This is a genomic window from Actinoplanes sp. NPDC051861, from assembly GCF_040681145.1.
Classification (GTDB): domain Bacteria; phylum Actinomycetota; class Actinomycetes; order Mycobacteriales; family Micromonosporaceae; genus Actinoplanes.
The window spans coordinates 373187-394365 of sequence record NZ_JBFAYE010000006.1 but is presented as its reverse complement, the minus strand read 5'-3'; the positions used below and the strand labels follow the sequence as shown (position 1 = coordinate 394365).

The window sequence follows — 21179 nt, the reverse complement described above, 5'->3', positions numbered from 1 at the left end:
CTCGCATCGCGCGGGAGCAAGCAAGTTCGGCGCGTGTGGATTACGGGTGCGTGGGTGGGCCGTAATCCACACACGGAAGTTCGGGACTTCAGGCGCGGCGAGCGGTGTACAGCAGGTACTCCCAGTCCATGACGCCGCCACCCTGGTCGAAGCGCCGCCCCAGCTCCACCAGCTCGGCATCCAGCGCGGCCACCCTGGACGAATCCTCCGAAATGTTCTTATATACGGCGATGGTCGGGCCATACACGGCCTTGAAGTAGTCCCGGAACTCCTCGGCCGAGCCGAACCTCGACACCCGCAGCACCCGCCGTTCCACGGAGACGTCGACCACACCGCCGGAGAACAGCGAGTCCAGATGCGCGGGATCCCCCCACAGCGGCGGCGGTGAGGCCCCCGGAGGCGGCGGCGCCGCGAACGGCTTCATGGTCGCGAACATCTGCCCGATGAACCCGGACGGCGTCCAGTTGGCGAGCCCGAGAGTCCCGCCCGGACGGCACACCCGCAGCAGCTCCCCGGCCGCCTCGGCGTGGTGCGGAGCGAACATCACCCCGATGCACGAGATGACCGTGTCGAACTCACCGTCCGAGAACGGCAGCGCCTCGGCGTCCGCTTCCCGCCACTCCAATTTCGCGTCCTGCTCAGCCGCAAGCTTCTCCCCAGCGGCGAGCAATGCCGGCGTCAGATCACTGGCGGTAACCGCTGCCCCCGTCAGCGCAGCGGGGATCGCCGCGTTCCCGGTACCCGCTCCCACATCCAGCACCCGATCCCCAGGACCGATCCCAGCCGCGGCAACCAGGACCGGCCCGAGTGGCGCCACGATCTCCGACGCGAGAGACGGATAGTCCCCGGACGCCCACATCGCACGATGCTTGTCCTTCAACGTGTCAGTCATGTAACTGAACGTAATAAAGTCTCGCCGGGCGCGCCTAGTACACGATCTGTACTGCCACTGTCGGAACCCTTACGGTTGACGAGCATGGGAGCCTCTTACGGCCAGTTCTGCCCGGTGGCCAAGGCGATGGAGCTGCTCGACGAGCGCTGGACCATGCTGATCATCCGCGAGCTGCTCTCCGGCAGCCGCCGCTTCAACGACCTGCGCCGCGGCCTGCCACGGATGTCACCGTCGCTGCTCTCCCGGCGCCTCCAGCAGCTCACCGCGGCCGGCCTGATCGAGCGACAGCGGTTCGGCGCCGAGGTGGAATACACGATGACGCCCGCCGGCAAGGAGCTCGAGCCGATCGTGCGCGCGCTCGGTGCCTGGGGCGCCCGCTGGGTCCCCGAGCTGGGCGACCGCGATCTCGATCCGAAGCTGCTGCTCTGGGACATGCACCGGGAGGTCGATCACGGCGCGGTGCCGTCGCGGCGCACGGTGCTGCGCTTCAGCTTCCCCACGGCGCCGGCCCGGGTCCGCGACTGGTGGCTCGTGATCACCCCGGACGAGGTGGACATCTGCGACGTCGATCCGGGTCACGACGTGGACGTGCTGGTCACCGCTGATCTGCGCTGCCTCACCGACGTCTGGCGCGGCGAGCGGACGTGGGCCTCCGCGCTGCGCTCGGGCGAGCTCACTTTCTCGGGCCCGGAAGACCTGCGCCGCGCGGTGCCGGCTTGGTTCAGACAGTCGGCCTTCGCGTCGGTTCCAAGACCTTCATATCGTACGGAAGATCACACGCCCCGCTGACTCACCGCGACCAGCCTGCCCACTCCCGCCCGGCGCCGCGAGCGCCGGGCGGAGAGTGTGTGGTCGCGCGATTCTCAGCTGATCCGGAACTTCGCCGAGTGCAGCGCCTCCGGCCGCGAGTTCGGCCCGACCAGCAGCTCGAAGTCGCCCGCCTCGACGACGCGGTGGCCCTCGGCGTCGACCAGCGTGCACACGCTCGCCGGCACCTCGATCTCCACCGTCACGCTCTCACCCGCGGACACGTGCACCTGCTTGTACGCCTTCAGCTCCCGCGAGGCCCAGGTCACGCTCGTGACCAGGTCGCTAACGTACACCTGCACGGTCTCCAGCGCCGGCCGTGAACCGGTGTTGGTGAGCCGCACACTGGCACGCACCACGCCGTCCGCCGAGACGTCCGGCTCGCCGATGGTCAGACCGTCGTACACGATCGTGGTGTAGTTGAGGCCCTCGCCGAACGCGAACAGCGGATCCTGGGTCAGGTCCGCGTACCGCGTGCCGTGCTGGCCGCGCAGCTGGTTGTAGTACGTCGGCTGCTGGCCGGCGTGCCGGGCCGCCGAGATGGGCAGCCGGCCGGTCGGCTCGATCACACCCAGGAGCAGCTCGGCGATGGCCTGGCCGCCCCACATGCCCGGGTTGAACGCCTGGATGATCGCGGACGCCTCCAGCGCCGACGGCGGCAGGACCAGCGGCTTCGAGTTGATCAGCACGACGACCGTCGGGGTGCCCGTGCCGACGACCGCGTCGAGCAGTTCGATCTGGCCGCCGAGCAGGTCGAGGGTGGCGGTGGATTTGCCCTCGCCGGTCAGCTCGACCGTGTCACCGACGACCACGACCGCGTAGTCGGCATCCTGCGCCGCGGCGACGGCGGCGGCGATCGCGTCCGGCGAGGCCGGGATGGGCTCGGCGATCGGCGGGCGCGGCTGGCCGTCCGGGAACGTCTCGCCGTCCGGGTCCGGCACGAGGCGCACGATCTCGGCGCCCTGCTCGTACGTGACCTCCCACCCGGCGGGCACCAGCGAGCGCAGCCCGTCGAGCACCGTGGTGGTCAGCTCGCGCGGGTGGCCGTCCGGCATCCAGTCGACCTGGCCGGAGTCGCCCGCCCAGTCACCGAGCTGCGCCGAGACGTTGTGCGCGTTCGGCCCGAGCACGGCGATGCGCTTCGACTCCGCGGCGGGCAGCGGCAGCGTCCCGTCGTTACGGAGCAGCACGAGCGAGCGCCGGGACACCTCCAGGTTCAGCGCGGTGTGCTCCGGGCGGCCGATCACCGCCCGCTGCCGCTCGGCGTCGGGGGTGCGCGGGTTCTCGAACAGGCCCAACTCGAACTTCAGGCGCAGGATCCGGCGTACCCCCGCATTGATCTCTTCCTCCGTCAGGAGGCCGCGCCGAATCGCCTCCTGGGCCCCCTCGAAGAAGCCCGGAGTGGTCATCACCACGTCGTTGCCGGCCTTGACCGCGACCGACGCCGCCTCCGCGTAATCGGCGCAGACCTTCTGCTCCCAGACCATCCGCCCGACGTTGTCCCAGTCGGTGACGAGCGTGCCGGTGAAGCCCCACTCGCCCTTGAGCACGTCGTTGAGCAGCCACTTGTTGGCCGTGATCGGCACACCGTCCATCGACTGGTAGCCGAGCATGAACACCCGGCAGCCCTCCTGGGCGGCCCGCTCGAACGGCGGCAGAAACCACGAGCGCAGTTTCCGGCGGCTGATGTCCGCCTCGCTGGCGTCCCGGCCGCCCTGCGTCTCCGAGTAGCCGGCGAAGTGCTTCGCGGTGGCCAGGATCGCGGTCTCGTCGGTCAGGCCGTCACCCTGGTAGCCGCGGATCATCGCGGCACCCAGCTCGCTGAGCAGGAACGGGTCCTCGCCGAAAGTTTCGTCGACCCGGCCCCACCGCAGGTCCCGGGCGATGCACAGCACCGGCGAGAAGGTCCAGTGGATGCCGGTGGCGGCGGCCTCGATCGCGGTGACCCGGGCGACCCGCTCGAGCAGCGACGGGTCCCAGCTCGCCGCCATGCCCAGCTGGGTCGGGAAGACCGTGGCGCCGGGCCAGAAGCCGTGACCGTGGATGCAGTCCTCGGCGGTGAGCAGCGGGATGCGCAGCCGGGTGCGCTCGACCAGCGCCGCGGCCTCGATCAGCTTGGCCGGCGAGGTGTGCAGGATGGAGCCGGCGAGCTTCTCCAGAACGATCTCCGAGATGTCCTGGCGTGCGTCGAGCTGAAGCATCTGCCCGATCTTCTCAGGCAGGGACATCCGGCCCAGCAGATCCTCCACGCGCTCCTGGACGGGGAGCGAAGAATCCTGATACGGGAAGTCTGCGGGCATGCGTTGCCTCCGGTCTGCTGAACACGAACGGCTCGAAGTCTTCCAGCACGGAACCGGTTCCGGCACCCCATATAGGTTCCGGAACTTGTCGATCTCGCGTCATCCGTCCGGGGAGGTGGATTTACCCGGATGCCGGTATGGTCTCCCGGAGACCCTACTCATCGAGGTTGAGCGATTACTTGGAGTGAGCGTGATTCTTCGAGAGACAAGCGAGGCGCTGGAGCACATTTCCGGCATCTGCTTCAAGACCGGCCCACCGCGACTCGTCGGCGCCGAACTGGAATGGACCACACACCACGCTACCGACCCGTCCGCGTACCTGCGGGCCGATCAGCTGACCGCCGCGCTGGGTGAGCACGCACCCACCTCGCTCGGCAACCCGCAACCCGTGCCTTTGCCGTCCGGCGGCTCGGTCACCGTCGAACCCGGCGGCCAGGTGGAGATCTCCTCGGCACCGGCCGCGACGCTGACCGACCTGTACGCCGCGGTCACCGCCGACCACGCCGCGCTCTCCGAGCTGCTGGCCCGCTCCCGGATCATCCTGGGCGAACGGGGCATCGACCCCCATCGGCCGCCACGGCGCATCCTCGACACACCGCGATACGCGGCGATGGAGCGCGCCTTCGACAGCGCCGGGCGCACCATGATGGGCAGCACCGCCGGCCTGCAGATCTGCCTCGACGGCACCGACCCACACCGCTGGGCCGCGCTGCAGGAGTGGGGACCGGCCCTGGTCGCCCTCTTCGCCAACTCCCGGTTCCACGCCGGGCGCGACACCGGCTGGGCGTCCGCGCGGATGGCCACCTGGTACGGCATCGACCGCCGGCGCACCGGCCCGGTGCCGCTCACCGATGACCCGGTCGCGGCCTGGGCGCGATACGTGCTGGACGCACCGCTTCTCTGCGTCCGCCGCGACGGCGGCCGGTGGGACGCGCCGCCGGGCACGACGTTCGCCGACTGGATCGCGACCGGCGGGCTCGAACACCGATCGCACGGCACCGGACGAATGTCCCTGCGGCGGATCGGGCCCCGCCTGCGCGGCTCGCCCCGCTTCGGCGGCCCGATCGACCGGCCGCCGACGACGGCGGACCTCGAATACCACCTGAGCACCCTCTTCCCGCCGGTACGCCCGCGCGGCTACCTGGAGGTCCGCTACCTCGACACCCAGCCGGGCGGTGAGTGGATCGCGCCGTTCGCGCTGATCGTCGCGCTGCTCTCCGACGAGACGCTGACCGACTGCGCCCGGGACGTCGCCGCGCCCTCGGCCGGCCGGTGGCACGCCGCGGCCCGGCGTGGGCTGGCCGATCACGCGGTGCGGGCCTCCGCTGTGGGGCTCGCGGAACTGGCGTGCCGCCATCTGGATCGGACCGGACTGCCCTCCGGGGTCCGTGACGCCGTGGCCGAGATCGTCGCCCGGCGCCTCTACTCCGGACCCCTCATGACGTCTTCCTTCACCTCGAATCAAGGAGCTCGATGACCCAGGATTTGCGGCTCACGATCGCCGCCGAACTGGAGCGCACGCGGGCGCGTACGGCGCTGCTCACCGACGCCGTCGACGACGACGACCTGACCCGCCAGCACTCCCCGCTGATGTCGCCGCTGGTCTGGGACCTGGCGCACGTCGGCAACCAGGAGGAACTCTGGCTGGTCCGTGACGTCGGCGGCCGCGACCCGGTACGCCGTGACATCGACGAGCTGTACGACGCCTTCAAACACGCCCGCAGCGACCGCCCGGCCCTGCCGCTGCTCGATCCTCGCGAGGCCCGCGCCTACGTCGCCCAGGTACGCGACAAGGCCCTCGACGTGCTCGACCGGGTCCGATTCGACAACCGGCCGCTGGTCGACGGCGGCTTCGCGTTCGGCATGATCGTCCAGCACGAGCAGCAGCACGACGAGACCATGCTGGCCACCCATCAGCTGCGCCTGGGCTCACCGGTGCTGACCGCGCCCGCGCCGCCGTCGCCGGAGGTCCCCGTCGGCGGTGAGGTGTTCATTCCCGGCGGCCGGTTCACGATGGGTACCGACACCGACGCGTGGGCGCTGGACAACGAGCGGCCCGCGCACACTGTCGACGTTCCCGCGTTCTTCCTCGACGCCGCGCTGGTCACAAACCGGGCTTATCTCGATTTTGTCAGCGCCGGGGGATATGGGGACCCGCGCTGGTGGAGTGCCCGGGGCTGGGCGCACCGCCAGGAGGCCGGGCTGGCCGCGCCGCTGCACTGGATCCGCGACGGTGACTCCTGGCTCAGCCGGGTCTTCGGCCGCGTGGAAGCCCTGCGCATGGACGAACCGGTCGTGCACGTCTGCTTCTTCGAGGCGGAGGCGTATGCGGCGTGGGCGGGCAAACGGCTGCCCACGGAGGCGGAGTGGGAGAAGGCCGCCCGCTGGGACCCGGCTACCGGGCGGTCCCGGCGCTACCCGTGGGGTGACTCGTCGCCGGGGCCCGCGCATGCCAATCTCGGACAGCGGCATCTGCGGCCCGCACCCGCGGGGGCCTATCCTCAGGGCGCGTCGCCGCTCGGTGTGCACCAGCTCATCGGTGACGTCTGGGAGTGGGTGTCGTCCGGGTTCGAGGCATATCCGGGGTTCTCGGCGTTCCCCTATCGCGAGTACTCCGAAGTGTTCTTCGGCGGGGACTACCGGGTGCTGCGCGGTGGCTCGTTCGGCACGGATCCGGCCGCATGCCGAGGGACGTTCCGTAACTGGGACCACCCGATCCGGCGGCAGATCTTCAGCGGCTTCCGGTGCGCGCGGGACGTCGTCTGAATGTGCCGTCACCTGGGCTATCTCGGTCCTCCCGTACCGTTGAAAGATCTTCTCCTGGACCCGCCGCATGCGTTGGTGACGCAGGCGTGGGCCCCGCGCGACATGCGTGGCGGAGGCACGATCAACGCGGACGGCTTCGGTGTCGGCTGGTATCCCTCCGCCTCGGAGCCGGTGCGCTATGCGAGTGCCATGCCGGTCTGGAGTGACCCGGCACTGCCGCAACTCGCCGCGGTGACCTCGGCGGGTGCGGCGCTCGCGGCGGTGCGATCAGCCACCGTGGGCATGCCGGTGACCGAGCCGGCGGCGGCACCGTTCGTCTCCGGCCGATGGCTCTTCAGCCACAACGGGGTGGTGCGCGACTGGCCCCGCTCTCTGACCGGCCTCGCCGGCGAGCTTCCCGTCAAGAACCTGCTCACCCTGCCCGCTCCCACCGACTCCGCGGTCCTGTTCGCCCTGCTGCTGGCGAAACTGCGCTCCGGTGAACCGGCCGCGAAGGCCGTTGCGGGCGTCGTCACCGAGGTGCTCGCCGTCGCGCCCGGCTCCCGGCTCAACCTGCTGCTGACCGACGGCGCCCAGCTCGTGGCCACCACCCTCGGGCACTCGCTGTCGGTACGTGCCCGCCGCGGCTCCGTGCTGATCGCGTCCGAGCCACTCGACGCCGACCCCGCATGGCAATCAATTCCGGACAACCGGCTGGTAGTCGCCACCGCCTCCAGCCTCTCTGTCGAGGAGATTTCGTGATCAAGCTGATCGACGACCGGGATCTCGCCCGGTCGCTTCGCTCCGACGTGCGCGCCGGCCTGACCGCCTCACCGAAACAGCTGCCGCCGAAGTGGTTCTACGACGCCCGCGGCAGTGAGCTGTTCGAGGAGATCACGCGGTTGCCGGAGTACTACCCGACCCGTACCGAACGGGCGATCCTCACCCTCCGGGCACCCGAGATCGCGCGGATCACCGACGCGAAGACGCTGGTCGAACTCGGGTCCGGCTCGTCGGAGAAGACACGGCTGCTGCTCGACGCGATGGTCGGGCGGGGGACGCTCGGGGCGTTCGTACCGCTGGACGTCTCGGAAGCGGCTCTCGAAGCGGCGGTGGAGACGCTCGGGCACGCCTATCCGGGGCTCAGCGTGAGCGGGGTGGTGGGTGACTTCGGGCGACACCTGCAGCACCTGCCGGACGGGGACAACCGGGTGGTGGCGTTCCTCGGCGGGACGATCGGCAATCTGGAGCCGGCCGAGCGGGCGGCGTTCCTGAGCGGGTTGCGGGCGGTGCTGCGGGACGGCGAGTGGCTGCTTCTGGGGGCTGACCTGGTCAAAGACCCTGGGGTGCTGGTTCCGGCGTACGACGACGCAGCCGGAGTGACCGCCGACTTCAACCGCAACGTGCTGCGGGTCATCAACCGGGAGCTGGACGCCGACTTCGATGAGTCCGCGTTCGAGCACGTCGCCGTCTGGGCCGACGGTCCCGAGTGGATCGAAATGCGGCTGCGGTCCCGGGTCGCACAGACCGTGCGGGTGTCAGCACTGGACATGACGGTCGATTTCACGGATGGTGAGGAAATGCTCACTGAAGTATCCGCGAAGTTCCGCCGCGAGGGACTGACGGCCGAACTGAGTGAAGCGGGCTTCGAGCTGCGACATTGGTGGACAGATCCACAGTCGTGGTTCGGTGTGGCACTCGCGCGGGCTGCACATCGCTGAAAACGGGCGGGTGTTTCGCTGCGCGGCGTCCTAACCGGACAGTGGCAGACTGGCTCGGACCGAGGAGGTGCCCGCCCGTGGAGTTCGATCCGTTGCGCAGTCCCGAAAACCTGATCAGGGACAGTCGCGACGAGCTACGCCGGGCGTTACGCGTGCGGCCGTTGCCGGTCGCCGTGCTGATGGGCGCCGATGACCTTCCCGCCGGCCGGCTCGGCGGCTGGGAGGCGACCAACGGCCTGGTCAACTCGGTCACCATCACGTTCGGCGCCGCCGGCGCACCCGGTCCCTGGGTCACCGTGGAGACGACGCGCTGGGGCGGCACCACGATCTCCGCCGCCCCGCTGCGCCAGTCCCTCGAGCACCACATGCGGACCCGCGAGGACCGTTTCTCCGCCGTCGCATGGACCGGCGAGGACGGCACCGTGACCGTCGACGGCCGCACCGTCGCGGGCCATCTCCTGCGCGCCGGCGACCGCTGGTGGGCACTGCGCTGCTGGCTGCGCGACCTGGAGATCACCGTCGTGGCGCACGACTGGCACTCCCCGGCCTCACTGCACACCCTCACCGAGCCCGAGCTCCACCAGCTCATCTCGGCCGTGCCCGCCCCTCCGCCCCCGCCGCAGCCCGCACCCCCGCTTCCCGAGCTTCCCGGTGAGCCCCACAAGCTCCTGGTGGAGGCACTCCTGCGCGCCGACCGTGAACACGCCACTCCCCGGCTCCCGCAGGAGTGGGGCGTGCTGTGGCGCGCTGCCGTCCTGCGCCAGGCCGACCTGGCCGACCAGCCTGAGCACGAGGCCGAGCGCTTACTCCGGATGATGCTCGACCAGCTCACGAACCTGCAGCACCAGGCCACCTGGTTCCGCCTCGACGAGCCCCTCCGCAACCGCGCTGTCGACGAGACCCTGCTGTTCTGCACCGGCCTCAGCACCGACGTCCCCAGCCGCCCCGCCCAGGTCGCCTGGCTACGCCGCCAGGGCCTACGCCCGGGCGAACACGCCCGCATCGAATCCCTGAACGCCGCCAAACTCCACTGGCTCGACGCCTGGCAATCCTGGGCCGACGCCCAACTCCCCTGACCCCGCGCCGGCCCGCACGCTCCTCCCGGTGCGCCGGCCCGCGCCCCTGCCGGCCCGCGCCTCGTCCCGGCCCGCGCCGCCCCATCCCGGCATCGTGCTCCCTTCGCCGGTGCGCGCCGGTCAGCGTTGGCGGGCGGCGGCGACCGGCCGGGTGCTGAACCCCAACTTCCGATATGTCGCGACAGCCGCCACATTCCAGTAGTCCACGATCAGCGCCACCCGCTCCCGGCTCCCGAGTAGCTCATCGGTCGCGAAAGCACACAATTCGGCCCCCAGCCCGCGCCCCCGTACCTCAGGCCGAGTGGTCACCCCGGCCAGAAACCCGATCTCCTCGGTGGACCAGGCCTCGGCGAGCACCGCCACCAACCGCCCGCCCTCATCCCGGATCCCCGCCCACCGGCGCACCCCCGCACCACCCGGCTTCGCATAGGAGTCCGGAAATGATTCCTCTAGCAGCGCACTCACCTCGGGCCAGGAGTCCTCCCCCAGCCACTCCGCCGACACCCCACCCCGCACTCCCGCACCAACCGGCTCCAGCGTCTCCATCCACGCGAACCGTGCGCTGACCGCCAACCCCGGAACCCGCCCGACCACGTCAGCGACCAGCTCCTCATCCCCGAACGGGCGGAAGTTCCCACCCACCTCCGGCAGCACCTCGCCGACAAGCTCCGCCAGCGCCGCCGGATCGCCGCCCATCACCAGCCGGTCCCAATGCGACAAGTCCGGGCAAGCCACCACAACCGCATCCGGCCGGCGCCACACCCGGGCGTCCTGCGCGGCGAGAGCCCAACGAATCAGCGTGTCTTTTTCGATCACCGGGTCATGCTGCCGCATTGACCGAATCTGCCATCCTCGGGCCGGTGCCGAAGCTTCCCTCTCTCCGCACCGTGATCAACCGGCTGGCGACGTCGGTCGCGCTGGGCGCGACACTCACGGTTCTGATCATGGCCGGTTCAGATCATTGGGTACGCGAAACCGCCGCCGGTCACGTCCACGACCTCGACTCGGTACCGCCCGCCCCCGTGGCCCTGGTCCTCGGCGCCCAGGTCGACCCGAACGGCAGCCCCTCCCCGTTCCTGGCCGCCCGCCTCGAGGTCGCCCGCCAACTCCTCGAAGCCGGAAAGATCAAGGCGATCCTGGTCTCCGGCGACCACGGAGAATGGCGCTACAACGAGCCCGGCGCGATGCTCCGCTGGCTGGTCGATCACGGCGTACCCTCCGAACGCGTGGTCCTCGACCACGCCGGCTTCGACACGTACGACTCGTGCTCGCGGGCCCACCGCGTCTTCGGCGTCGACAGGGCCATCGTCGTCACCCAGAACTTCCACCTCCCCCGAGCCGTAGCCCTCTGCCGGACCCTCGGCATCGACGCCACCGGCGTGGGCGACGACTCGGTACGCGTCTACCGCACCGTCTGGCTCCGCGGCGAACTCCGCGAACAGGGCGCAGCCGTCAAAGCCGCCGCCGACGTCCTCTCCCAGCGCGACCCCGTATTCCTGGGCCGCCACGAAACCGGCGTGGAAACCGCCGTAAACACGAACTGACCGGCTCTGCCCCCACGCCTTACAGAGCCCGGCCGCAGACCATCACAGGAGCTCTGCCGCCAGGCCCACCCGCAGGTAGGCGTCGACCCAAGCAATCACCGCCTTCGTTCCCGGGTCAGGACCGAGCTGAGCGGCAAGCCCGTCCAACGCAGCCGCCACCCGGTGCAGACCGACCTCCGCGAGCGCCTGCCGCGCCCGCCGCAACCGCCCGACCGCCGCCGGCGGCAGGTGCGCCAGACCCGAGTGCGCGAACTCCGCGAGCACCTCCCGAGCCGCACCCACCGCGTCGACGAGCGGATCAGTGCCAACCCCGTCCTCGAGATCACCGGTGCACGACCCGGGCACGGACGCCGCGGCGATCAGCGACGGCAGCGAGCCCGGATCCGCCAGATCCGGGACTATCGGGGGACCGTCGGCCGCGATCGCACAGGGGTCGATGACCAGGATGCCGCCGGACCGGTGGACGCTGCCGGCCACATACCTGACTGCGCCCCGATGACCACCGAAAGCAGCCGCCACCGCATCGAGGCGACCCGGGGCGACGGCGGCGTGCGTGGCCGTCACCAGCGCCGCGCGCCCCTGAGCGTCGCGGATCTCCACGGTGAGACGCTGGGATCCGGGCGAGTAGTCGATGTCGCCGACCTCGGCCACGGCCAGGACCCGGACGAGTTCGGCTCGGACCCGGGCGCGAACAGGGCGCGGGGGCATGCGGTCCAGTTCGCCGGCGAGTTCGGCGTAGTCGTGTGTCAACAGCGTGGGCGGCAGGTTCTCCCAGGAACTGTCGGTGAGCGTGACCGTCGACTGGGAGATCCGGCTCGTAGTGACACGAACGACACGGCTGGCACTGCGCACGGCCGACTCCGTCACCAGCACACCGCCGGCGAGCGCACCGACAGTCGCACCACCCGACCGGCGCCGGGCCAGCGCGGCACCGTCATCCTGGGTCGTCCAGTGCCGGTGGGAGACGAGCACGACACCCGTCGTCGCGTGCGCGTGGAAGATCTCGACGCGGCGCTGGTTGTCGACTGCGGTGACCCGGGCTCCGAGGCCGTCCAGCCGTACCCTCCTCAACGGCGTCTCCGCCGCCTCGCCGGAACCGAGCACCCTGGCCCGCGCCCCGTTGCCGCCCCCGGCCGCAGCCGCACGGTGCCTGGCGAACAGCTCAGCGATCAGGTCCGCAACGGTCTCCGGCGCATAGCGCGCACTGCGCTCCCGATAGGCCCCCAGCTGATCGGCGAGCTCAGCCGTCGCATCCAGCGGCCACCGCAGCCCGGCCCTCTCCAGGCCACTGAGCTGTCCCGCCGCCGCGGCAGCCAGCCCTTCACCGGCGTGCACCACCCCGGCCCGCAGCACCTCACCGGCGAATTCGACCACCGCTTCCAGCCCGGTGCCGTCCCGCGTCGGCTCAGTCCGGGAACCACCGACGTCGACAACACATTCGGCAGCGTCGGGGTCACTCTCATCAGCGGCCCGAAACGCCCAAACCGCAAGAGCAACAACATCATCGCGTACGCCGGCGCGCGCGTCTGTGTGCACATAACCGAGGTCCCGCGGCACCAGGAACCGCACGCTCGCCGACGCCAACTCGACCACCGGCGTCACGCCACGCCGCACCCGCGCCGTGTACCCGGCCCGCGCCGTCCGCCGAGCCGCCTCCACCAGCCGCGCTCCGATCCGCGCCGCCAGCTCCTCGTCACTGAACTCCCCCGGTGACCAGGAGCCGGCCGCGCCCTCCTCCCCATCCGGCCCGAGAGGTGCGGCGCCGGGGGATCCAGCCGGCGCGGCAGGAAGGAGGTCGACGGGTGGATCTGAGACAGCGTCACCGGAGCCCTCGGTCTCGGCCGCCGGCGCCATGCCCGTCTGATAGGCGAAGACCAGCCCGATCACATGCCGGCAGACGGTGACCGCGCCGCAGGAACAGCCGGCCCGGTCGAGCCCACCGAGGGGCAGCTCCGTCCGGACTCCGTCACTGAAGTCGGCGACCACGGTCGCGTCCGCACCACCCGACAGCCGTGGCGGCTCCCGGTCGGTCTCCCGGGCGGCGCGCTTGACCAGGCCCCGGTTGGTCAGGGCGGTCAGCGCGTCGGCATCGAGCGCCAGCAGATCCGCCCGCGCCGGCAGGGAGGCAGCGCCCGGCGCGGAAGCAGCGCCCGGCGCGGAAGCAGCGCCCGGCGCGGAAGCAGCGCCCGGCGCGGAAGCAGCGCTCGGCGGGGTCATCGGCCCACTCGTTCGGCTACGAAGGCGGCCAGTTCGCCGGGGGTCATGGCGCCCATGGTGGCGCCGGCGTCGGCCAGTTTCTGGGCGCAGTCGCGGTCGTAGGCGGGGTCGGCCTGTTCGTCGAGGGCGGCCAGGCCCAGCACGATGGTTCCCTGGTCGACCAGGGCGCCGACGGAGCGGACCAGGTCGTTGACCGAGCCGCCCTCGAAGAAATCGCTGACGACGGCGACGATCGCGCGCCGGGGCTGTTCCACGAGCTGCGCGGCGTAGCGGACGGCTCGGGCGATGTCGGTGCCGCCGCCCAGCTGGGTCTTCATGAGCAGTTCGACGGGGTCGCTGACGTCGCTGGTGAGGTCGACGACCGCGGTGTCGAAGGCGATCAGGTGCGTCTTGACGCCGGGCAGGCCCCACAGGCAGGCGGCGGTGACGGCTGAGTGGATCACCGAGGAGACCATCGAGCCGGACTGGTCCACCAGCAGGATCACCTGCCACTGGGCCAGGTGCCGGCGGGAGCGGGACAGGAAGTACGGCGTCTCGACGTAGATCCGCTGGTCCTCCGGGTTGTACCGGCCCAGGTTGGCCCGGATGGTGCGCCGCGCGTCGAAGTCCCGGGCCTGCTTGAAGCGGGTGGACCGCCGGGCCCGCGCGCCGGAGAAGCTCTGCCGCACCTCGGTGGCGAGCCGGGCCACCAGGTCACGGACGACCGCGTCGACGATGCGCCGCGCCAGGCGCAGGACCTCGGGGTTCATCAGGTGCTTGGTACGCAGCACCGCCCGCAGCAACGACGGGTTCGGCTCGACCCGTTCCAGCACGGCCGGGTCGGTGACGATGTCGTTGACCTCGTAGCGTTCGACGGCGTCGCGCTGGAGCCGCTCCACGGTCTCCTTCGGGAACAGCCGGGTGATCCCGTCCAGCCAGTCGACCGTGGTCAGCTGGGACGGGCCGCGGCCGCCGTGCCGCCGGATGTCGCGCCGGGCGAGTCCCTCGTCGCGGCCGTAGAGCCAGTCGAGCGCGGCGTCCCGCTCGGCCGCGTCCCCGCTGAGGCCACCCAGGGCACCCGCGGAGGGCTCGCCGAGGATCAGGCGCCAGCGTTCCAGTCCCGGGTCGGTCATGCGCTGTCCCCCGCTTCGATCAGCCCGGCCCTCGCCAGACGTTCCTCGATCGCCTCGTCCAGGGCGAACCCGGCCGCCACGACCTCGGGTGCCACGGTGGCCCGCAGCAGATCCCGCGCCGAACCGGCAAGACCGCGCCGGGCCAGGAGCTGCTCGGCGATGGTCTCCCGCTCCCTCGGCGGAAAGAACTCGAACGCCTGCCGCAGCGCGGGCAGCGCCAGCAGGAACTCCTCCGCACCCAGTCCGACGACGAGCTCGTCCAGCAGCCCGAGGATGCCGCCGGGCGCGAGCACCCCCTCCCGCGCAACCGCGAAGAGCCCGGACAGCCAGTCCCCCGCCGTCCCCGCCGCGAACGCCCCCCGAACCGCCACACCCGGCTCGACCAGGGGTGGGGAAGGCGCGGCCAACGAAGGGGAGGAATCCGGCGTAGCGGACGGACCCGCCGCGGCCAGGGGCGGGGAGAGCGCGGCCAACGAAGGGGAGGAATCGAGCGAAGCGGACGGACCCGCCGCGGCCAGGGGCGGGGAGGGCGCGGCCAACGAAGGGAAGGAATCCAGCGAAGCGGACCGACCCGCCGCGGCCAGGGGCGGGGAGGGCGCGGCCAACGAGGGGGAGGAATCCAGCGAAGCGGACCGACCCGGCGCGGCCGAGGACGGCGAAGCGGGCGGGTCCGGCGGGGTGGGGGCCTGTTCGGCGAGGATTCGGGTGAGGCCGTAGAAAGCGCCGCGCAGGTCGGGTGGTGCGGCTCGATCGGCGGAGATCCGGCCGGCGACCTCGGCCACCGTCGCGCGGTCGACGCCGGCCCCGCGTGCGTGCAGGGCGGAGTCCCGGACAGCGACGACGGCTCGGATCCGGCCCAGGTCGGCGGGTGCACCGGCGCCGTGCCAGCCGTCGGCAAGCCACAGGATCCGATGGGTCGCCGCCGCCACGACGCCGGCGAGGGCGGGGCTGCCCGAGACGCCCAGCATGCGGTCGTGGCGCCACAGCGCGAGGGTCACCGACAGCACCCGGCCCAGGCCTTCCAGGTCGGTGCCGGCGGCGACCCCGCGGGCGAGGCGTTCCGGTACGTCGCCCACGAGGTCGGTCACGCCGCAGAGCGCGGAGTCGAACAGCGCGTCGGCGAGCGCGCCGAGGTCACCGGCCGCCGCCTCGATGCGCTCGGCCAGGAGGGCCGCGGCGGCCGAGGAGAGCGTCCCGCCGTACCCGCCCGCCTCGATCAGGGCGACGAGGCGGTGCTCGTGGTCGTGGACGGCCCAGCGTTCGGTCAGGACCGGGTCGAGTCCGGCGCGGGGGCCGGCTGCCCGGTGATATCCGGGTACGCCGAGGACCCGCAACCGGTGCAGCACGCGGCTGCGCTCCCGGCCCGCCGGTTCGAGCAGGGCGAGGTCATGCTCGCCGGAGCGGTCCAGCCCGTGACGTTCCAGGTCCGCGGTGACCGAGTGCACGAGCGGCGGCAGCGGCGTGTCCGGGTGCAGCCAGCCGACCCGTTCCCCGCTGAGCGCGGCGGTCATCTCCACCACGGCCGGGTGCTGCCCGGCCGTGATCGAACCTCGCACCGACCAGGGCAGCGGCACGTCCAATGCCTCGTTGACCAGCGCGGCCGCCAGTCCGTCCAGCACGTCGACCCGGGACAGGTGCTCGTGCCCGCGCAGCCGGGCGAGCGCCTCCGCACTGGCCCGCGCGGCGATCAGGTCGGCCGTGGAGACCGGCTGGCCGCGACCGCGGAGACGGCCGGCGACCGCCGTGATCAGGTAGCGCGCGGCCGCCGCCGGGCCGTCCTCCCAGAGCCGCTGGTAGTACTCCGGCGACGGCATCCCGGACTGGTATCCGCCGAAGGCGTCCAGACGCCGGAACGAGTAGGGCACGAGATAGCTGCCGGCGGTCGCGCCGTCGGGAGGCCGCGGCACCTCGGGCCAGTCGGTGCTCCCGGACGCGGCCAGGCGGACCAGCGCCGGCCGGTGGAAGCCGCCGACCACCGCGACCACGGGCCGCTCCCCCGCGTCCGCGCAGGCGGCACGGATCCAGCGGGCCATGTACGCCTCCCGAGCCGCGTCCGAAGCCCCCGCCGCAGCGTCGCCCCGGATCACGTCGAAGTACGCCTCGAGCCGCCCCGCGAGAGCCGACGACGAGGATGACGCCGACGACGAGGAAGACGCCGGCGACGAGAACGAAGCCGGCGACGGCGAGGAGATCTCGACGACGTGGTCCCAGAGCGCGTCCGTGTTGTCCACCCCGAACGCCGCGCACAGCCGCTCAACCGCTTCCGCATATCGCTGTTCGGCGTCCGCGTACCGGTTGCTGCGGTCCGCGAACGCCTCGTGCCACGCCGGCAGGTCGATGAACCGCAGCTCCGCCCCGGCCTCCCGGCCCGCGTGCATCGCCACCCACTCCGGCGAGTACGCACAGAACGGCGCCCACGACGCGTGCCGCCGATCCCCGTCCGCGTAGCTGGTGAACACCGCCACCGGCAGCTCGTGCCCGAGCAGCAGCTCGCCGATCCGGTCGTTCATCTCGGACGGACCCTCGACCAGCACGTACGCCGGGCGCAGCTCAGCGATCACCGCCGAGGCGAGCCGCGCGCAGGCCGGACTGTGGTGCCGGACCCCGATGACCGTCAGGTTCATCCGCCGGGCAGTTCCCGCCGCGCGTCCCGGAACGCCCGCCACTGCTCACCGGTGCGCCAAGAGGTCTGCTGCTCCAGATAGCGCCGCAGCTTGGCCAGGTCGTCCGCGTTGTCCTTGGCCGCCGTACCGGCCAGGCAGGAGACCAGGTCGGCTGCGGTGCCCGCCGTCCCGTTCAGGAACCACCCGCGCAGCCCGACCGCGTGCGCGACCGACACCGCCTCCGCCGTGCTCATCACCGCGGAGAGCCGCTCCATCTCGTCGCCCCGCGCGGTCCGGCCGTCGCGCAGCTCGCGGAACGTCGTGACCAGCACCTCCAGCACGTCCCGCCGCGGTGGCGCCGCCACGCCCGACCGCTCGAGCAGCGCGGTGGCCTCGGACTCGACCAGTGCCAGCTCGGTGTCGAAGTCGGCGATCGGGAAGACCGTCTCGAAGTTGAACCGCCGCTTGAGGGCCGAGCTCATGTCGTTGACGCCGCGGTCACGGGTGTTCGCCGTGGCGATGATGTTGAAACCGTCCCGGGCGAACACCATGCCGGCGTCACCGGGCAGCTCCGGCACCGCCATGACCCGGTCGGAGAGCGGCGAGAGCAGGCAGTCCTGAACCTCGAGCGGGCAGCGGGTGATCTCCTCGAACCGCACGGTCCGGCCCTGTGCCATGCCACACAGCAGGGGCGCCGGGACGAGCGAGCGCTCGCTCGGTCCCTCGGCGACCAGGAGGGCGTAGTTCCACGAGTACTTGATCTGGTCCTCGGTGGTGGCGGCACCGCCCTGGATGGTCAGCGTCGAGTCGCCGCTGACCGCCGCCGCGAGCAGCTCGGAGAGCAGCGACTTGGCCGTGCCGGGCTCGCCGACCAGCAGCAGTCCACGGCTCGTGGCGAGGCTGACCAGTGCCCGGTCGATCAGCGACGGGTCGCCGACGAACTTGCGGGTGACCCCGAGCGCGTCGTCGCCGACGATGAAGGCGCGGGCGGCACGCAGGCTCAGCGCCCAGCCCGGCGGCCGGGGCGCGCCCTCGTCGGAGGCGCGCAGCCGGGTCAGCTCGCCGGCGTAGCGGACCTCGGCGGGTGGCCGCTGCACAGCCGCGCCGGTCAGGACATCGGTCACTGGATCACCTCGGAGAGCTCGCGCAGTACTTCGGAAACTGTGATCGGATCCAACCCGTCGAGCCGGGACACCGCATTCACCTTCTGCAGCGTGTCGGGGTCGAACGCGCCGAACACGACGCCGGGCTCGAACTCGAGGGTGATCAAGCCGGCGGAAGTCTGCCGCTCCAGCTCGCACTGCACGCCGCCGTCACCCGAGCCGTCCCGGCTCCACCCGCGGCGCTCCAGCCCGATGAGCCTGCCGGTCGGCACCACGGCGCCCACGACCTCGACGTCGCCGTGCCGGAACACCTTCCGGCCGAGCTGCGGGAACGGCTGAAGAATCTCGTAGTCGGCGAAAAGCTCGGCCCAGTCCGCCAGTTGATCACCCAGCTGAATCGGATGAGCCACACCGACAAGATCGTCGTCACCCGGGCTCAGCGGCTCGTCGCGCACGTCGGCAAAGGTACGGTCCTCCGCGAGCCGAAACGCACCGGCACCACTGATCCAGACCAGCCGCCGCACGAGGTGCCAGAGCAGCGGGTGCTCGACGAGGAACCGCCGGAAGTCCGCCACCCGCCAGCGCCGCCCGGTGACCATCGCGTGTTCGAGCCGCTCGATCTGGTCGGCGGCGATCACTCGCACGTCCTTCTTCAGCGCGGCGAACTCCGGCAACCCCTTCGGCACGGTCTTGAGGCGCTTGCCCGACGCGTCCTCCACGTACGGCTTGAGCTGCTCGTCGAAGCCCACCCGATACGCACCGAGGGTGAGCCCGCCGGAGCTGTCCAGGCCCAGGTCGGGCACGAGACGGTCGGCCAGTTCCTCGGTGGTCAGGCCGAGTCCCGCCGCCAGCTCCGCGATCTTCTGCTCGGCGCGCTCCTTCAGGCCCTTGAACTTGACCTTCCGCGCGATGCCGTTCAGGTACATCAGCGCCACGTCGGTGCCGATCTCGGCGAGCACGTTGATCCCGGTCACCGCGCGGGCGTGGCCGCCCTCGCCCGGCCAGGCGCGGATCACCGGCGCGAGCCGCCGCACCGTGCCGTCGTCGCCGAGCAGGCCGAGCGCGTCGAGTGCCCAGTTCTGCTTGGCGGGGCTCCCGGCGAACCGCCACTCGTCGAACAGCGCCCACGCGAACTCGGCGAGGTCGCCCGGCTCGCACTCGGCGGCGACCAGGGCCACCCCGGGGTACGGCCGATCCAGCCGGGACAGCGCGAGCATCGTGATCAGATCGCGCACCGCGGACACCGGCAGGTGACCTCGGCCGCCGGTGAGCCGGACCCGCGGAAGCAGGAGCGGGTTCGCCCAGCCCGGCGGCACGGGCAGCGTCCGGGGCAGCACCGTCAGCGGATCCACGGAGAGGATCTCGTCGACCGCCGGAGCAGCGAGAGAACCGGCCTCACGCACCACGGCGGCATCGATCAGGCGCAGAGCCTGCTCGGCCGCCTCACGCGCGGGCCCGCGCTTTCCCACGGCCACCGGAATCAGGGCCCGCGCGGCCAGGGCCGGATGCCGGGCGAACCAGGCCATGGCCACCGGCCGCACCGTCTTGAGGCGCTGTGCCCAGTCGGCCATCATCAGCGCCACCTCGGGTGACGCGACCGGCACCAGCACCGGCGCCATCTGCGCGGGCGCCTGCCGGACGATCCGCAGAAGCAGGGGCAGTGCGGCCGTCTCGAAGCGGGCGAGCACACCCTTGCCCCAGTCCCCGGCCCACCACAGATATTCCGGGCGCCAGCCGCCGATCAGCGGCCGGGCCACCTCATCGGGAGCGCTCAAGAAGAAGCTGACCTCGGCATACACACTGACTCGCCGGGTGTTGACCATGCGGGCGGTCTGCTGCCAGTCGGGCCACCCGGACCCGCCCCACCGCTCCTGCTGCGAACTGATCCACGCCTCCCGCTCCCCCGGCGCCCACACCAGGGCGGCCTCCTCCTCGCACGCCGGCACCGTCGCCACCAGAGGCTTGCGGGACTTGCGGGCACGTGTCCATGGCGGAGTGGCAAGAATCGGCGGCAGTGAACGAGCCTCCCCGGCGGGATCGGGACGGAACTCAGCCGCCACCGATGCGGCGCGAGGCGAGTGGTCCCAGAGCGACGGATGGCTGGCCAGGTGCGTCCGCAGCATCCGGGCCGCCAGGTCACCCTCGGCCGCGGCGAGCACCCGGACGGCGCGCTCCGGGTCATGTCCGGCCGCCTCCATCACGGCGCCCGGCACGCGCGGTTCGTCGAGCCGGGCCACCAGCGCGGTCACAGCCTCGTCGGCCGGGATGCCGGCGAGAATCCCGTAGAGCCTCTGCTTCGTCTCCACGTCGATGTAGTCGTGGTCCAGCCAGTGCTCGATCGCGGGCACGGCGGCCGCCCCGGCACCGGCGGCGAACGTGTGGAGCAGGCCCGGCTGCTCCACGACCCACCACGGCGAGATCGTCCCGGCCAGCGCGAGCGCGGTGTCCGCCGAGGTCACCACCGTGAGCAGGAGCCCGTTGAAGGCCTCGTCCCGCCGTGCCGCGACGGCCTCGGCGCAGACCTCCTCGGCCCACTCCCGCTCGTCGGGCACCATGACCGAGATGACGGCCCGCTGCACGAGCCCGGTGCCTCGCAGAACGGCCAGGGCGGCGACGATCTCGTCGTAGGAGTCCGAGGAGACGATCAGCGGCCGCAGCAGGACGGCGAGCCCGAGAGCGAAGCTCTCGACGTCCGCGTGGCCGCGCCGGATGATCGAACGGTGCCGGGTGAAGTCGCCGAGCGCCAGCTCGGACAGCTCGGCGCAGGCGGCCGCGGCGAAGACCGGCCCATGTGCTGCCGTCCAGGTGTCCGCCAGCGCCTCCTCGAGCCACGACGGGTTGCGCCAGCCGCGCTTGCCGAGCAGCGCCACCGCCTCCACGGCCGCACCGAGCGGCGACCCGGCGCGGACGGCGGCGACGAGGGCGGGGTCGGTGCCGGGGTTGGCCAGGCAGGCCTCGACGCCCTCGCGGTGCTGCTCGATCTTCTCGGCGGCCTCCCGGAGCCGATCCGGGCCGGCCGGCGGGACGGCCCGGGCATCGGCCCGGCGCGGCAACACATG

15 protein-coding genes are annotated in these 21179 nt (G+C 71.9%); 7 read left to right on the top strand and 8 right to left on the bottom strand.

Annotated elements, in window-relative coordinates; translation table 11 throughout:
- Positions 1–88: 88 nt before the first annotated feature.
- Positions 89–892 (bottom strand): class I SAM-dependent methyltransferase, encoded by an 804-nt coding sequence (locus AB0M02_RS20540; protein ID WP_364228900.1) that lies wholly within the window; start codon positions 890–892, stop codon positions 89–91.
- An 84-nt stretch (positions 893–976) separates the two neighbouring features.
- On the opposite strand from AB0M02_RS20540, the gene AB0M02_RS20535 reads away from it, so the two are divergent.
- Positions 977–1681: a helix-turn-helix domain-containing protein gene (locus AB0M02_RS20535; protein WP_364228899.1), complete on the top strand. Its 705-nt coding sequence runs from the start codon at positions 977–979 to the stop codon at positions 1679–1681.
- Between the two features lie 74 nt (positions 1682–1755).
- On the opposite strand, the gene AB0M02_RS20530 is transcribed toward AB0M02_RS20535, so the two are convergent.
- Complete coding sequence (locus AB0M02_RS20530) at positions 1756–3999, bottom strand: glycoside hydrolase family 3 N-terminal domain-containing protein (RefSeq protein WP_364228898.1); 2244 nt, start codon at positions 3997–3999, stop codon at positions 1756–1758.
- 190 nt (positions 4000–4189) lie between these two features.
- On the opposite strand from AB0M02_RS20530, the gene AB0M02_RS20525 reads away from it, so the two are divergent.
- The 5 genes from AB0M02_RS20525 (at position 4190) to AB0M02_RS20505 (ending at position 9541) form a co-directional block, all read left to right on the top strand.
- Positions 4190–5476 (top strand): glutamate-cysteine ligase family protein, encoded by a 1287-nt coding sequence (locus AB0M02_RS20525; RefSeq protein ID WP_364228896.1) that lies wholly within the window; start codon positions 4190–4192, stop codon positions 5474–5476.
- Positions 5473–6765: an ergothioneine biosynthesis protein EgtB gene (gene egtB / locus AB0M02_RS20520; protein WP_364228894.1), complete on the top strand. Its 1293-nt coding sequence runs from the start codon at positions 5473–5475 to the stop codon at positions 6763–6765. The genes AB0M02_RS20525 and egtB overlap by 4 nt, the downstream gene beginning before the upstream one ends.
- Entirely contained in the window at positions 6766–7506 is a 741-nt protein-coding gene (gene egtC / locus AB0M02_RS20515) for an ergothioneine biosynthesis protein EgtC (protein WP_364228892.1), read from the top strand.
- Entirely contained in the window at positions 7503–8465 is a 963-nt protein-coding gene (egtD, locus tag AB0M02_RS20510; protein WP_364228890.1) for an L-histidine N(alpha)-methyltransferase, read from the top strand. The genes egtC and egtD overlap by 4 nt, the downstream gene beginning before the upstream one ends.
- Before the next feature lie 77 nt (positions 8466–8542).
- Entirely contained in the window at positions 8543–9541 is a 999-nt protein-coding gene (locus tag AB0M02_RS20505) for a hypothetical protein (protein WP_364228888.1), read from the top strand.
- 120 nt (positions 9542–9661) lie between these two features.
- Here the strand turns inward: AB0M02_RS20505 and AB0M02_RS20500 are convergent, their stop codons facing one another.
- The gene (locus AB0M02_RS20500; protein WP_364228886.1) at positions 9662–10357 is read right to left on the bottom strand and encodes a GNAT family N-acetyltransferase; all 696 of its coding nucleotides are present in this window, start codon (positions 10355–10357) and stop codon (positions 9662–9664) included.
- A gap of 17 nt (positions 10358–10374) precedes the next feature.
- Here AB0M02_RS20500 and AB0M02_RS20495 point away from each other — a divergent pair, with 17 nt between their 5' ends.
- Positions 10375–11085 (top strand): ElyC/SanA/YdcF family protein, encoded by a 711-nt coding sequence (locus tag AB0M02_RS20495; protein WP_364228884.1) that lies wholly within the window; start codon positions 10375–10377, stop codon positions 11083–11085.
- A gap of 42 nt (positions 11086–11127) precedes the next feature.
- Here the strand turns inward: AB0M02_RS20495 and AB0M02_RS20490 are convergent, their stop codons facing one another.
- Genes AB0M02_RS20490 through AB0M02_RS20470 form a run of 5 tightly spaced genes read right to left on the bottom strand, consistent with a single transcriptional unit; the run spans position 11128 to position 21176 of the window.
- Positions 11128–13302, bottom strand: a complete 2175-nt coding sequence (locus tag AB0M02_RS20490) for a hypothetical protein (protein WP_364228882.1) — start codon at positions 13300–13302, stop codon at positions 11128–11130.
- Entirely contained in the window at positions 13299–14414 is a 1116-nt protein-coding gene (locus AB0M02_RS20485) for a VWA domain-containing protein (RefSeq protein WP_364228880.1), read from the bottom strand. Before AB0M02_RS20485 ends, AB0M02_RS20490 begins: the two co-directional genes overlap by 4 nt.
- Positions 14411–17038, bottom strand: a complete 2628-nt coding sequence (locus AB0M02_RS20480) for a DUF5682 family protein (RefSeq protein WP_364228879.1) — start codon at positions 17036–17038, stop codon at positions 14411–14413. The genes AB0M02_RS20485 and AB0M02_RS20480 overlap by 4 nt, the downstream gene beginning before the upstream one ends.
- On the bottom strand, positions 17035–18141 hold the full coding sequence (locus AB0M02_RS20475; protein WP_364228877.1) for an AAA family ATPase: 1107 nt from the start codon (positions 18139–18141) through the stop codon (positions 17035–17037). The genes AB0M02_RS20480 and AB0M02_RS20475 overlap by 4 nt, the downstream gene beginning before the upstream one ends.
- Positions 18138–21176, bottom strand: a complete 3039-nt coding sequence (locus tag AB0M02_RS20470; protein WP_364228875.1) for a DUF4132 domain-containing protein — start codon at positions 21174–21176, stop codon at positions 18138–18140. Before AB0M02_RS20470 ends, AB0M02_RS20475 begins: the two co-directional genes overlap by 4 nt.
- Between the last annotated feature and the right edge of the window lie 3 nt (positions 21177–21179).